Genomic DNA, 13,215 nt, shown 5'->3' with positions numbered 1-13,215 from the left:
CTTCGGAGAGCTATTGCCCCACTGGCACCGGCAGATCGGAGGCTCGTCATCACAGCGCAGACAGCGCAGACAGCTCAAGGGTTCGGGGGCAACCCCGTGGAGGTCAGGGAGACCGACCACTACGCACACGAGTACATACCGAGCTTCGTGGAGAAGTGGGACTCCCTCATCGACTGGGAGAAGAGAGCGGAGAGCGAGGGCAACTTCTTCATCGACCTGCTCCGCAAGCGCGGCGTCCGCAGTGTCCTGGACGTCGCGACCGGCACCGGCTATCACTCGGTGCAGTTACTTCAGGCGGGCTTCGAGACCGTCAGCGCCGACGGCAGCGCCAACATGCTGTCGATGGCCTTCGAGAACGGGCGGCAGCACGGCGGCCACATCCTGCGCGTCGTCCAGGCCGACTGGCGCTGGCTCAACCGGGATGTGCACGGCGAGTACGACGCGATCGTCTGCCTCGGCAACTCCTTCACGCACCTCTTCGACGAACGCGACCGCCGCAAGGCGCTCGCCGAGTTCTACGCGATGCTCAAGCACGACGGCATCCTGGTCCTCGACCAGCGCAATTACGACGCGATCCTGGACGACGGCTACAGCAGCAAGCACACGTACTACTACTGCGGCGAGGACGTCGCGGTGGCGCCCGAGTACGTCGACGACGGGCTGTGCCGGATGCGGTACCGGTTCCCGGACGAGTCGGTGTACCACCTCAACATGTATCCGCTGCGCAAGGACTACACCCGCCGGCTGATGCGCGAGGTGGGCTTCCAGCGGGTCGACACGTACGGCGACTTCCAGCACACCTACCGGGACGACCAGCCGGACTTCTTCGTCCACGTCGCCGAGAAGGAGTACCGCATGGAAGCCGATCAGTCGACGCAGCATGCGGGCGCGGCCGGGACGGCCCGCAGCTACTACAACTCCCCGGACGCCGACACGTTCTACGCCACCGTGTGGGGCGGCGAGGACATCCACATCGGCATCTACGAGAGCCCGGACGAACCCATCGCCGCCGCCAGCCGGCGCACCGTCGACCGCATGGCGGCCCGGCTGAAGCTCACCGAGGACAGCGTGGTCCTCGACCTCGGCGCCGGCTTCGGCGGCGCGGCGCGGCATCTGGCGGGCACGTACGGCTGCCAGGTGCGGGCACTCAACCTCAGCGAGGTGGAGAACCGGCGGCACCGCGAGCTGAACGCGGCGCGCGGCCTGACCGACCGTATCGAGGTGGTGGACGGGGCCTTCGAGGAGATCCCGTATCCGGACGGCAGCGTCGACGTCGTCTGGTCGCAGGACGCCTTCCTGCACAGCGGCGACCGCGAGCGGGTGCTGCGGGAGGCGGCGCGGGTGCTGCGGCCCGGCGGCAGCCTGGTCTTCACCGACCCGATGGCGACCGACGACTGCCCGCCGGGGGTGCTGCAGCCGATCCTCGACCGCATCCACCTCGACGACATGGGCTCGCCCGGCTTCTACCTCGGCCTGCTGCCGCAGCTCGGCTTCACGCTCGTCGGCGCCGGCTTCGAGGAGCACCGCGAGCAGCTCGTCGCGCATTACGGGCGGGTGCTGGAGGAAACGGAACGGCAGGAGGCGGAGGGCCTGAACCGCAAGGTCAGCTCCGACTACCTGACACAGATGAAGAAGGGCCTCGGACACTGGGTGGAAGGGGGCCGCAACGGGCATCTGACCTGGGGCGTCTTCCACTGCACCCGGGCCGGGTAGCGGACGGTGCCGCGGCCCGTCGCCCCCGGGGTGACGGGTCGCGGCCCGGCTGCGGGGACTCAGTTGACGCTGCGGATGATGTGCGCCTCCGCATCCGTGGCGTCGTGCGGGATCTGCGGGTCGTAACCCATCGGACCGTCGGTGTCCGACACCCGCTCCGCCTCGGGCTGGAAGCGGATCCAGCCGTCGCTCTCCTCGATGTGCGGCCGTCCCTTGCGGATCAGCCTGCGTTCCATGACTGCTGCGCCTCGATTCTGTGCTCGCGGCCGTGTCCGGCCTCTCTGTGCGACGGGTTCCCGGTAATGCGGGGATCAGTCCGCTTTTCGACTCCCCCGCGACGGGGGAGCCGGAAGGGAGCAGTCTGAGGCGAAGGAGGCGTGCGTGCCTCGCATACGGGAGGTGGCCGAGGTCCTCCTGCGGCGTCGCGAGCCGAGGGTGGTGCAGACGCTCCGGTCCACCGTCGCCGCGGTCATCGCCTACGTGATCGCGCTGCACCTCACCACCGGACCCGCCCCGCTCACCGCGCCGCTGACCGCGCTGCTCGTGGTCCAGGTGACGCTGTACGCGACGCTGACCACCGGCATCCGCAGGGTCAACGCCGTGGTGGCCGGGGTCCTGCTGGCCGTCGGCTTCAGCGCGCTGGTGGGGCTGACGTGGTGGAGCCTCGCGCTGATCATCCTCGCGTCACTGATCGTCGGGCACTACGTCCGGGTCAGCGAGTTCGTGCCGGAGGTGGCGATCAGCGCGATGCTGGTGCTCGGCGTGAGCCAGGTGACCAACACCGCGTGGAACCGGGTGGTGGAGACGCTCACCGGCGCCGTGGTCGGCCTGATCTTCAACTTCCTCATCGCCCCGCCGGTATGGACCCGCGACGCCGGCACCGCCATCACCGACCTGGCCGGCCGGATGCGCGCGCTCCTGCGGTCGATCGCCGCCGGGCTCGACGCGCCCCAGCCGGTCGCCGACGCCGCCGCCCGGCTGCACGAAGCCCGGCAACTCGACCACGAGGTCGCCGACGTGGACGCGGCCCTGCGCCGCGCGGAGGACAGCCTGCGGCTCAACCCCCGGGTCCGCGAGGGCCTGCTGCACCGCGTCGTGTTGCGCACCGGCCTGGACACCCTGGAGATCTGCACGGTGGTGCTGCGGGTCCTCGCCCGTACGATGACCGACCTGGCCCGGCAGCGCGGCGCCGAGCCGCTCTTCCCGCCGGACCTCGCGGCGGAGCAGCGGGAGCTGTACGAGCATCTCGCCGCCGCCATCGAGAACTTCGCGCTCCTGGTGACCACCCCCGCCACGCACAGCGCCGAGACCGCCGAGACCCGGCTCGCCGAGGAGCTGGCCGCGGCCGACGCCTGCCGCGCCCGGGTCGCCGGACTGCTGCTCGACCAGGCCAGGGACCATCCGCCGCACTGGCAGCTGTACGGCGCGCTGCTCACGGAGGTGGACCGGATCATCGACGAACTCGACCTGGAGCGCCGCTCCCAGCGCCTGCTGGACGGCCTGGACGCGGCGACCCGGAAGCGCGAGGAACGCTTCCACCGTCTGAAGGGGGTGGCGAGCAAGCTGTCACCGGTATCCTGACGGTATGTCAGATGCCGATGACAGCGCCCGGCCCCCGGCGGTACGGCGGGTGGGCCGGGGCAGCCGGCTGTTCCAGCGGCTGCTGCGGCTCGGCCCGCCGCTGACCAGGGATGTGGTGGTGCACCCCCATCTGCCGGTGCCGATGCCCGACGGGACCGTGCTGTACGCCGAGCGGTGGGCGCCGCGGCATGGCGGCGACGGGCTGCCGACCGCGCTGATCCGCACGCCGTACGGCCGCGGGCGCCGGTCGACGCTCGCCGCCCTGCCGCTGGCCGAGCGCGGCTTCCAGGTGGTCGTGCAGAGCGTCCGCGGCACCTTCGGCTCCGGCGGCGCCTTCAAGCCGATGCGCAACGAGCGCGAGGACGGCCTCGCCACGCTCGACTGGCTGGTGAAGCAGCCCTGGTGCGGCGACTCGGTCGTGCTCACCGGCAGCAGTTACCTCGGCTACGTCCAGTGGGCGGTCGCCGACCAACTGCCCCCGCAGGTGAGGGCCATGGTCCCGGTGGTCACCGAGGCGGCGCTGACCCTCGCGTTCCTGCGCGAGGACGCCTTCGAGCTGGAAACGCCGTTCGCCTGGGGCGTGATGGTGTCGGGGCAGGAGCGCAAGGGGGCCCTGCTCCGGCAGCTCCTCGGGGCGCGGCGGGCGCACCGGGCCCAGTTCACCACGCCGCTCGAGGAAGCCGACCGGGCGGCGATCGGCAGCCCCTCACCGTACATCCAGAACATCCTCAGCCATGGCGCCGAGGACCCGCACTGGGACGGGGTCGACCAGCAGGCGCGGGTGGCCGCCGCGAGCGTGCCGGTGAGCTCGGTGGCGGGCTGGTTCGACATCTTTCTGCCCGGTCAGCTGCGCGACTATCGGGCACTGCGCGCGGCGGGCCGCGAGGCGTGGCTGACGGTCGGCCCGTGGGCGCACACCGCCGTGGGCGTGCAGGCCGAAGGTGCGCGCCAGACCCTGGAGTTCGGGCTGCCGCACGCGCGCGGCGAGCGGCCACAGGAGCGCGAGCCGGTGCGCCTGTACGTGATGGGCGCGGAGGCGTGGCGGGGCTTCGAGAGCTGGCCGCCCGCCGGTTACGCCCCGCGGCGCTTCCACCTCCAGGAGGGCGGCGGGCTCGCCACCGCCGAGCCCGGCCCTTCAGGCCCGGACCGCTATCGCTACGACCCGGCGGACCCCACGCCCGCCGTCGGCGGCGTGCGCTTCGCCCCGGGCCGTGGCGGCCGGAAGGTCAACACGCGGCTGGAGGCGCGGGCGGACGTGCTGACGTACACGACGGCCGTGCTGGATGCGGACACGGAGGTGATCGGCGAGGTCGAGGCCGAGGTGTGGTTCCGCTCCAGCCTGCCGTACGCCGATGTCTTCGTCCGGCTGTGCGACGTGGACGCCAAGGGCCGCTCGCGCAATGTGTGCGACGGTCTGGTCGGCCTGTCCGGCGCCGACGAGATCACCCGCGCCTCGCTGCGGCTGTGGCCGACGGCCCATGTCTTCAAGCGCGGTCACCGCATCAGGGTCCAGGTGTCCAGCGGCGCCTTTCCCCGTTACAACCGCAATCCGGGCACCGGCGAGCCGCGCGCCACAGCGGTCACGCTGCGCGCGGCCGACCAGCGGGTGTTCCACGACCCGGAGCATCCGTCGGCGGTGGTGCTGCCGGTGCGGGCTACTTCAGCCGCGGGATGACGCCTTCGCCGAAGAGGGCGGCCTGGTCGAGGAAGGCGGCGCGGGTGGTGGCGGGGAGCGTGAGGGTGACGCCGGTGACGCCGGCGGCGGACTGCTCCGCGAGGTCCTCGACCACCGCGTCGGCGTCGATGCTCGCGCCGGAGAACATGTTCAGGCTGCGCGGCATGAAGGTGACGTCGACGGGGTCGGTCCGGCCCACCGATTCAGCGTATTCCCGCAGGTAGTCGAGCCGGGAGCGCAGGTCGTCCAGCGACTCGATGCCGGGCGTCTTCAGCGTCCTGGACGCCTTGGCGGGCGCCGGCATCGGCAGCCAGCCGTCGCCCAGGTCGACCACGCGGCGGATCGCGCGCTTGCTGTTGCCGCCGATCCAGACGGGGATACGGGGCTGCGCCGGCCGCGGCAGCATGGTGTTCCCGGCCGCCGCGTATCCGGACCCCTCGAACACCACGGACTCGCCGGTCCACGCGGCCCGCATGGCCCGCAGCGCCTCGTCGAGCCGGTCGTTACGGGCCGCGAAGTCCGCGCCGAGCGCCGCGAACTCCCCCTCCAGATAGCCCGCTCCCACACCCAGGATCACCCGCCCGCCGGACAGCGCGTCGAGCGACGAGATCGCCTTCGCGGCCGCGAACGGGTTCCGGTACGCGGGCACGAACAGGTTCGTGTGCAGCCGCAGCGTGGACGTCGCGGCGGCCGCGAAGGACAGCGACACCAGCGGGTCCACGGTGTGGTGCCCGCCGTGGGCCAGCCACCCGTCGTCGGGGAAGGGGTGGTCGGTGACGAACACCGCGTCGAACCCGGCCGCCTCGGCGGCGCGGGCCATCTCCATGACCGCCTCGGCACTGATCAGATCGGCGCCGGCGTCGACCAGGTGGGTGGGGAGCCCCAGCGAAAGGAACATGGCTCGGGCCGTCAGGCCACCAGGCCGTTCAGTTTGGTCAGCGACTCGTTCATGGCCGCGGTCGCGGACTCCTTGAGCTTGCCCGCCATCATCGCCACCGTGCCGCCGCTGAACTCGCCGTCGATGCGGACCGTGGTGGCCTCGCCGTCGGGCGTGAGCGTGTAGCGGTTCTTGATCTTGACGCCCATGGGGCCCTTCCCCGTGGTCGCGAAGGTGCGGCCCTCCACCAGCTCCGCCACGGTCCAGACGACGTCCGCGGGGAAGCCCATCAGCTTCATGCTCTCCGCGTATGTGTCGCCCTCCGCCAGGTCGGCGGGCACGCCCTTCGGGAACCCCGTGTGCGTCACGCTCCAGTCGGCGTACACGGAGAAGTCCGTGATCGTGCTCCAGACCTTCTCGGCGGGCGCCTCGATGCGTGCTTCGGCACTGACTTCGGCCATGACCGACCACCTCTCTCGACGGGACGCTGCGGAACGTAACCGGGGCGCCGGCAACTTACAAGACTGACGACCCGTCAGATTGAAGTAGGCCATTGACAGTAGTTACGGACCAGCATCAGACTCCTTGCCAATTAAGGTCCAGACCGAAACGTTGGACGGTGGACGCCGGGGTCGTCGCGGCGCGAGAGGGCGAGGAAGCAGACATGTGGCACAGAAAGGTGATAGCCGTCGGTGCGCTGGCGGTTGCGGGCACCCTGCTGGCCGGGTGTGGTGGCTCCGGAGGAGCCGGGGGCAAGTCCACGGTGACCATGTGGACGTATCCGGTGATCATCGACGAGAAGCAGCACCGCGCCTTCTGGGACGCGGCGGAGAAGGAGTTCGAGAAGGAGAACCCCAAGGTCGACGTCAAGGTCGAGATCCTGCCCTGGGCCAACCGCGATGAGAAGCTGACCACCGCGATGGCGGGCGGCAAGGGCCCCGACGTCGGCTATCTGATCCCCGACCAGCTCCCCAAGTACGCGCCGAACATCGAGCCGTACGACGAGCACATCTCCCCCGAGGCGAAGCAGGCGTACCGCCCCGCCGCCCTCAAGGCGGCCACCGTGGACGACCAGCTCATGGGCGCCCCGCTGCTGATGAGCAGCAACCCGCTGATCTGCAACAAGAAGGTCTTCGACGCGGTGGGCGAGAAGGACTTCCCCGCCACCTGGGACGACCTGCTGAAGCTGGCGCCGAAGTTCAAGGCCAAGGGCTTCGACATCATCACGTACAACGGCGACGCCACCGCCACCCTGAACATGACCTACTACCCGCTGCTGTGGCAGGCGGGCGGGGACGTCTTCAGCAAGGACGGCAAGTCCGTCGCGTTCAACAGCCCGCAGGGCGTCAAGGCCCTGAAGTTCCTGCGCACGCTCGCCGACGACGGCTACACCGAGAAGTCGGCGCTGACCAAGGCCAACCTCAACATCGAGCAGACCAGGATCGGCCGGAACAAGGTCGGCTGCACCTGGCAGCACGTCCCCATCGAGGTGGAGAAGTTCTGGGGCAAGGAGAACATTCACGTCGTCGGACCGCTGAAGGACGACCAGCAGGTGGCGTACGGCACCGTGGGCTCGCTGTCGATGTTCAAGAAGGCCGGGGACAAGGACGCGGCGGCGAAGTGGATCAACTTCGTCACGGCCAAGAAGACCATGGACGACTACGACAAGAAGTCCGGCTTCTTCTCCCCGCTCGACGGCAATGAGCTGTACGCCGGCGACCCGGTGAACGGGCAGATGGAGAAGTCCCTGAACAAGGTCAATGTCGGCCCGCTGTACGAGAAGGCCCGGGACGTGATGGGCGTGCTCTCCCCGGAGATCCAGGCAGCGCTCACCGGCAAGAAGTCGCCGGCGAAGGCCCTCGAGGACGCGGAGAAGGCCGCGAAGGGGATCACCGGCTGATGGCCACCCAGCTCACCGCACGCAAGCACGGATCGGCGCCGCCCCGCCGGCGCCGGTCCGTGCTCGCCCGCCACGACGCCATGGCGGGCCTGCTGTTCGTACTGCCGTGTCTCGTGCTCTTCCTCGTCTTCCGCTTCGGCCCCGCGGTGGCCGGCGGGGTGCTCGGGTTCTTCGACTACACCATCGGCGGCACCGCCGAGTGGAAGGGCCTCGACAACTTCCGCCGGCTGTGGGAGGACCCGGTCTTCTGGTCGGCCCTCCGGGTCACCCTGGTCTACTCGCTGATCGCGGTGCCGGTCACCGTCGCCGCCGCGCTCGGCATGGCGCTGCTGACGCGGCGCGCCTTCCGCGGGGTGCGGTTCTTCCGGTCCGTGTTCTTCCTGCCGGTGATCACCAGCCTGGTGCTGGCCGGCGCGATCTTCCGCTGGCTGTTCTCGGCCGAGGGGCCGTGGACCACCATGCTCGGCTGGATCGGCCTGGGCGGCACGCCCTGGCTGGAGAGCTCCACCATGGTCATCCCGGCACTGGCGCTGGTCGGGGTCTGGTCCCGGTTCGGCTACGGCATGCTGATCCTGCTCGCCGCGCTGCAGAACGTGCCGCGCGAGCTGGAGGAGGCCGCCACCGTCGACGGGGCCGGCGCCTGGCAGCGCTTCCGCCACGTGGTGCTGCCGCAGCTGCGCCCGGCGCTGTTCTTCCTCGCTGTGATCGAGACGACGATGTCCTTCCAGGCCTTCGACGCCATCTACACGATGACCGGCGGCGGTCCCGCGCACGCCAGCTTCACCCTCGTATTCGACCTCTACGAGCAGGGGTTCAAGTACTTCGACCTCGGCTATGCCGGTGCCATCGGCGTCGCGCTGTTCATCATGACGCTGGTGGTGGCGCTCATCCAGCGGCTGCTCCTGGGGAGGGACAAATGACCGTGACCACCGCATCCCGCCCCACGACGGTCGGGCAGGGCGTGGACAGCTCCGCCGACGCCGACCGCCGCCGGGCCCGGCGCGGGAAGCGACTGCGCACGACCGGCCGCGGCGTGCTGCTCACCCTCGGCTCGCTGGTCGCCGTCTTCCCTTTCTACGCGATGGTCGTGCTGTCGCTGAAGCCGGCGCAGGCGATCAGCTTCCCGGGCAGCCTCACCCCCTGGGACCTGGACGGCGGCGCGTACTCCGACATCCTCGGCGCCCAGGACATCCTGCGCTGGACGCTGAACACCGCCGTGTACTCGGTGGTCTCCGTGGTGCTGGTGCTGCTGCTCGCCTCGATGGCCGGCTATGCCTTCGCCAAGAAGCGCTTCCCCGGCAAGGAGCCGCTCTTCTGGTCCTTCATCGCGATGGTGATGGTGCCGTACCACGTCACGCTGGTGCCCACCTTCATCCTGATCGCCGAGGCCGGCGGCGTGGACACGTACTGGGGTCTGATCGTGCCGACCCTCGCCAACGCCCAGGCCGTTTTCCTGATGCGGCAGTTCATCCAGGCGCTGCCGGACGAGCTCTTCGAGGCAGCCCGCCTCGACGGCTGCTCGGAGTGGCGGGTCTACGTGTCCATCGTGCTGCCGCTCACCAAGCCGATCCTCGCCACCCTCGGGATCTTCGTCTTCCTGTGGCACTGGAACGACTTCCTGTGGCCGCTGGTCATCGCGCAGGGCACGGACATGCGTACGCTGACCACCGGCATCGCCTCGCTGAACCAGCAACAGGTGCCACTCAACCAGCTGTTGGCCGGATCCGTGGTCGCGCTTGTGCCCATCTTCTTCGCCTATCTGGTCGGTCAGCGGTACGTTCAGGAAGGCGTCGTCATGTCTGGGATCAAGGGGTGAGCGTGCTCACGGTGGGGGTGGTCGGTCCCGAGGACCTCGTGCAGAAGGTCCTGGCCGTCGGGGCCGCCGGCACGGAGCGGCTGGTGCCGTGGCCGTACCGGCATGAGGACGACGCCGTCGAGGTGGTGCGCAAGGCCAGGTCGGACGCCGACGCGCTGCTGTTCACCGGCGTCGTGCCGCACTCCCGCGCGGCGGCGGAGGGGCTGCTGGACCGCCCCGCGATGTATGTCCCGTACAGCGGCGCCACCTTGCTGCGCGCGCTGGTGGAGCTGCTGCGGCTCGGCCACGACGTCTCCCGCATCTCCATCGACACGCTGCTGCGGTCCGAGGTGATGGAGACGCTGACCGAGGCCAAGCTGCCGACGGAGCATGTGCACGTGCAGCCGTACCGTCCCGGTCTCACCGGGGACGATCTGGTCGAATTCCACCGCGGCGCCCGGGAGAAGAAGCGCACCCAGGTGGCGGTCACCTGCCTCGGCTCGGCCTTCCACACCCTCGACAGCGAGATGCACACGGTGCGCCTCGCGCCCTCCCGGCACTCCATCCGCGCCACCCTGCAGGCGCTGGTGCTCGCCGCGTCGGCCGCGCACAGCGGCGACGCGCAGGTGGCGCTGGGCATCATCGACATCCCGGCCGCCGATACCGAACTCGCCGCGGACCTGGCGGTGCTGGGCGGCAGCCTCGCCGACCTCCCGGACGGCCAGCGGCTGGTCGTCACCACCCGCGGCGTGCTGGAGAACGCCAGCGAACGCTTCACCCGGCTGCCGCTGCTCGACGCGCTCGCCGCCCGGCACGACACCGCGCATGTGGGCTTCGGCCTGGGACGTACGGCCGCGGAGGCCGAGTCCCTCGCCCGACGGGCGGTGAACCGGGCCCGCTCGGTCGGCGCCGTCGCCGGCGTGGTGTCGATGCAGGACGACGTCGACATCGTCATCGAGGCGGAGAGCGGCGGCCCGGGCGACCGCCCGGCGCCGGGCCCCGAAAGCCTCGCGATGCTCGCCCGCCGCGTCGGCCTGAACGCCCAGACCCTCGGCCGCCTGCGCGAACTGGTCGAGGACACCGGCTCCGAGGACGGAGTCACGGCCCAGGCCGTAGCCGAGCACCTGTCGGTGCAGCAACGCACCGCCCGCCGCATCCTCAAGCGGCTGGAACGGGCGGGCGTCGCCGTCCCCGTGGGCAGCGCCCGCCAGGAGCCGGTCGGCCGCCCGCGGACGGTGTATCGCGTGCAGCTGTGAGCGGGCGGCTGGTCGACGGCTGACTACTCCGGGTTGCACTGGGCCAGGATCGTGCCCGGGTAGCTGATGTCGGGGCGCCAGTCCTCGATGTTCCAGGTGTTGCCCGCGAAGGCGGCGAACTGGTGGTGGCAGAGGAACTGGTCCCACAGGCCGCCGTGGTTGCGGTGGATGCCGAGCGGCTGCTGGTACTTCGCCAGCAGCTCCTCCCAGGCGGCCTGGGCGATGAAGTAGTCGGACTGCTGCGCCCGCATGAAGTTGGTGGGCGTGATCTGCAGCGTGAACTTCTGCACGGCGTGCACCCACACCAGCTTGGCGTCCTGGATCAGATCCTGGCCCATCCACGGGTCGGCGACCACGGGATAGGCGGCGCCCCGGTGCCGTACGGTCTGGATCAGCCGGTCGCCCTCGACGCGGTATTCGGTGGGCACCGCCTTGCCGTCGGCGTCCTTGGCCCACGGCGCCTCGATCCCGCCCACCGGCTTGCCGCGGGCGTCCAGCACCGCGACGCTGCCGTCCTTGCCGGGGGCGAGCCGGCCGCCGTCCGGCACGTCCACCGGGAAGGTGAACTCCTCGGGCGCCCCAGCGCTCTTGAGCACCGTCTGCACCCGCGCGCTGCGCTCCATCGGCTGCACGGCCAGGTCGGTGTGCGGCAGCGCGTCGGGGTAGGCGACGGTGCCGTCGTCCGCGACCTGCGCGGGACGCTGCTCCGCCTCCTGGGGCATGCCGAGCGCCAGCTTCGCGCCACCGGTCCCCGGGCGGGCGAGCGTGAGGGTGCCCCGGCTGTGGTCGGGCAGATCGATGTTCAGGCCGTCGCCGCGCGCCGCCAGCCCCCGGCCCGCTTCCGTACGGGCCCCGAGGAGGTCCTGGCCGGCCTCGGGCGCGACCCGCTCGATCCGCTCGGCGATGCGCTCCACCCCGTCCGTATCGCCGCCGTCGGCCTGGGCCGGTGCCGTCCCTGCCCAGCCCAGCAGCACCGCCGCGCTCGCGGTGGTGGCCAGGGCACGCTTCATCACGGGCATACGAAATTTCCCCCTGTCTCGTCTGATCACTGCGCCGGTGATCACCATGGAAACAAGCGGAACTCGCACAGGTCGATGGGGTGTTGCGCCACGTGGCTTGTGAACGGTCCGGGCGGGGCCGGTGAGGGCCCGGCGACCACCGCGTCACCGCGAGGTGGAGGCAGCAGCGCACGGCCCGCGCCGGAAGCGGCGGCCGGCACCGCTCCCCCGCGGACCCGCGTGGCTGAAAGCCATCGCTCCCCAGCCCAGCTCGTGCCCTAGCCCAGCTCGTGCCCGAGCCCGGCCCCCGTCGGCACCTTCACCCACCCGCCGGTCGCGGCGGCGAACGCGGTCGGGGCGAGCGGCTCCTGGTCCACCAGCAGCGGGCCCACCAGGTCGGCGGGGACGGTCGCGTGCGGGAGGGCGGCCGCGAGGTGCACCGCGGCGAGGGTGGCGATGCCCAGTTCCGGCATGGTGCCGATCTTCACGGCCAGGCCTGCGGCTTCGGCCAGGGCGGCGATCTGGCGGGCCCGGTAGAGGCCGCCGACCTTGAGGATCTTGATGTTCAGGACGTCCACCGCGTCCCGGCGGATGAGCTCCAGCGCGTCGTGCGGCGACTGCATGCTCTCGTCCGCCATCACCCGCACCCCGGTCTGGCCGCGCAGCCGGGCGAGGCCGGCCACGTCCCAGTGCGGCAGCGGCTGCTCGATCAGGTCGAGGCCCGCGTCCGCCATCGCCCGAAGGGTGCGGGCGGCGGTGCCGTAGTCATAGCCCTCGTTGGCGTCGAGGGAGAGCTCCACGCCCGCGGGCAGCCCGTCGCGTACGGCCCGTACCAACTCCACGTCCAGCGCCGGGTCCACACCGCCCTTCACCTTGATGTGCGTGAAGCCCTTGCCCGCGTACTCGACGGCCTCCGCCGTCATCTCCTCCAGCGTCCCGAGGCCCACCACCCACGCGGTCGGCACGCTCTCCCTGACCCGTCCGCCGAGCAGCAGGTGCACCGGCCACCCCGTGCTGCGTCCGGCCAGGTCGTGCAGCGCCATGTCGAGCGCGGATTTGGCCAGGTGCTGGCCGCGTATCGCCGCGTCCATCGCGGCATGCGCGCCCGCCAGATCGCGGGGGTCGAGGCCGGTCAGCGCGGGGGCCAGATGGTCGTCGATGGCCGCCCGCAGCCCGGCCATGGTGTCGCCGGTGAACGCGGTCATCGGCGAGGCCTCGCCGAAACCCGAGAGGCCGTCCGCGCTCTCCACCTCGACGACGAGGCTGACGAGTTGCGGACTGGTGCCGCTGCTGATGACAAAGGGACGCAGATACGGCGCCGAAACGACGCGCGTACGGACCGAGGCGATTCTCAAGCGCGGCTCCTGACACTGCGGCCGGGGGTGCATAGCCCGGCCCGATGACCTAGTTACGGCCTAGA

12 protein-coding genes are annotated in these 13,215 nt (G+C 70.9%); 7 read left to right on the top strand and 5 right to left on the bottom strand.

Features of this window, described 5'->3' with window-relative positions:
* Positions 1-12 precede the first annotated feature (12 nt).
* On the top strand, positions 13-1,713 hold the full coding sequence (locus tag G5C51_RS06945) for a glycine/sarcosine N-methyltransferase (protein WP_476715130.1): 1,701 nt from the start codon (positions 13-15) through the stop codon (positions 1,711-1,713).
* Positions 1,714-1,772: 59 nt separating this feature from the next.
* Here G5C51_RS06945 and G5C51_RS06940 read toward each other — a convergent pair whose 3' ends face one another.
* Positions 1,773-1,949, bottom strand: a complete 177-nt coding sequence (locus G5C51_RS06940; protein WP_165233415.1) for a hypothetical protein — start codon at positions 1,947-1,949, stop codon at positions 1,773-1,775.
* A gap of 145 nt (positions 1,950-2,094) precedes the next feature.
* On the opposite strand from G5C51_RS06940, the gene G5C51_RS06935 reads away from it, so the two are divergent.
* Both G5C51_RS06935 and G5C51_RS06930 read left to right on the top strand, forming a co-directional pair.
* Positions 2,095-3,294, top strand: a complete 1,200-nt coding sequence (locus G5C51_RS06935) for an aromatic acid exporter family protein (RefSeq protein WP_165233412.1) — start codon at positions 2,095-2,097, stop codon at positions 3,292-3,294.
* 4 nt (positions 3,295-3,298) lie between these two features.
* On the top strand, positions 3,299-4,969 hold the full coding sequence (locus G5C51_RS06930) for a CocE/NonD family hydrolase (RefSeq protein ID WP_206313534.1): 1,671 nt from the start codon (positions 3,299-3,301) through the stop codon (positions 4,967-4,969).
* Here the strand turns inward: G5C51_RS06930 and G5C51_RS06925 are convergent.
* The gene (locus G5C51_RS06925; protein WP_165233409.1) at positions 4,950-5,867 is read right to left on the bottom strand and encodes an LLM class F420-dependent oxidoreductase; all 918 of its coding nucleotides are present in this window, start codon (positions 5,865-5,867) and stop codon (positions 4,950-4,952) included. The two genes, G5C51_RS06930 and G5C51_RS06925, sit on opposite strands and share 20 nt — an antisense overlap.
* 11 nt (positions 5,868-5,878) lie before the next feature.
* Complete coding sequence (locus G5C51_RS06920; protein ID WP_165233406.1) at positions 5,879-6,307, bottom strand: type II toxin-antitoxin system Rv0910 family toxin; 429 nt, start codon at positions 6,305-6,307, stop codon at positions 5,879-5,881.
* A gap of 203 nt (positions 6,308-6,510) precedes the next feature.
* Between G5C51_RS06920 and G5C51_RS06915 the strand changes: the two genes are divergently transcribed.
* The 4 genes from G5C51_RS06915 to G5C51_RS06900 are packed head-to-tail and all read left to right on the top strand — an operon-like array spanning position 6,511 to position 10,797.
* Positions 6,511-7,746, top strand: a complete 1,236-nt coding sequence (locus tag G5C51_RS06915; protein ID WP_165233402.1) for an ABC transporter substrate-binding protein — start codon at positions 6,511-6,513, stop codon at positions 7,744-7,746.
* On the top strand, positions 7,746-8,666 hold the full coding sequence (locus G5C51_RS06910; protein WP_165233399.1) for a carbohydrate ABC transporter permease: 921 nt from the start codon (positions 7,746-7,748) through the stop codon (positions 8,664-8,666). Before G5C51_RS06915 ends, G5C51_RS06910 begins: the two co-directional genes overlap by 1 nt.
* Entirely contained in the window at positions 8,663-9,562 is a 900-nt protein-coding gene (locus G5C51_RS06905; protein WP_165233396.1) for a carbohydrate ABC transporter permease, read from the top strand. The genes G5C51_RS06910 and G5C51_RS06905 overlap by 4 nt, the downstream gene beginning before the upstream one ends.
* A complete protein-coding gene (locus tag G5C51_RS06900; protein WP_338118035.1) occupies positions 9,559-10,797 on the top strand; it encodes a hypothetical protein in 1,239 nt (412 codons plus the stop codon). The genes G5C51_RS06905 and G5C51_RS06900 overlap by 4 nt, the downstream gene beginning before the upstream one ends.
* 23 nt (positions 10,798-10,820) lie before the next feature.
* Here the strand turns inward: G5C51_RS06900 and G5C51_RS06895 are convergent, their stop codons facing one another.
* Together G5C51_RS06895 and G5C51_RS06890 are read right to left on the bottom strand one after the other, a co-directional pair.
* Positions 10,821-11,807, bottom strand: coding sequence for a DUF2599 domain-containing protein (locus G5C51_RS06895; protein WP_165233393.1), 987 nt, complete (start codon positions 11,805-11,807; stop codon positions 10,821-10,823).
* A gap of 266 nt (positions 11,808-12,073) precedes the next feature.
* Positions 12,074-13,150, bottom strand: a complete 1,077-nt coding sequence (locus tag G5C51_RS06890; RefSeq protein WP_165233390.1) for a mandelate racemase/muconate lactonizing enzyme family protein — start codon at positions 13,148-13,150, stop codon at positions 12,074-12,076.
* Between the last annotated feature and the right edge of the window lie 65 nt (positions 13,151-13,215).

This window comes from Streptomyces coryli (assembly GCF_011044975.1).
Classification (GTDB): domain Bacteria; phylum Actinomycetota; class Actinomycetes; order Streptomycetales; family Streptomycetaceae; genus Streptomyces; species Streptomyces coryli.
This window is presented reverse-complemented; position numbering and strand designations above follow the sequence as displayed.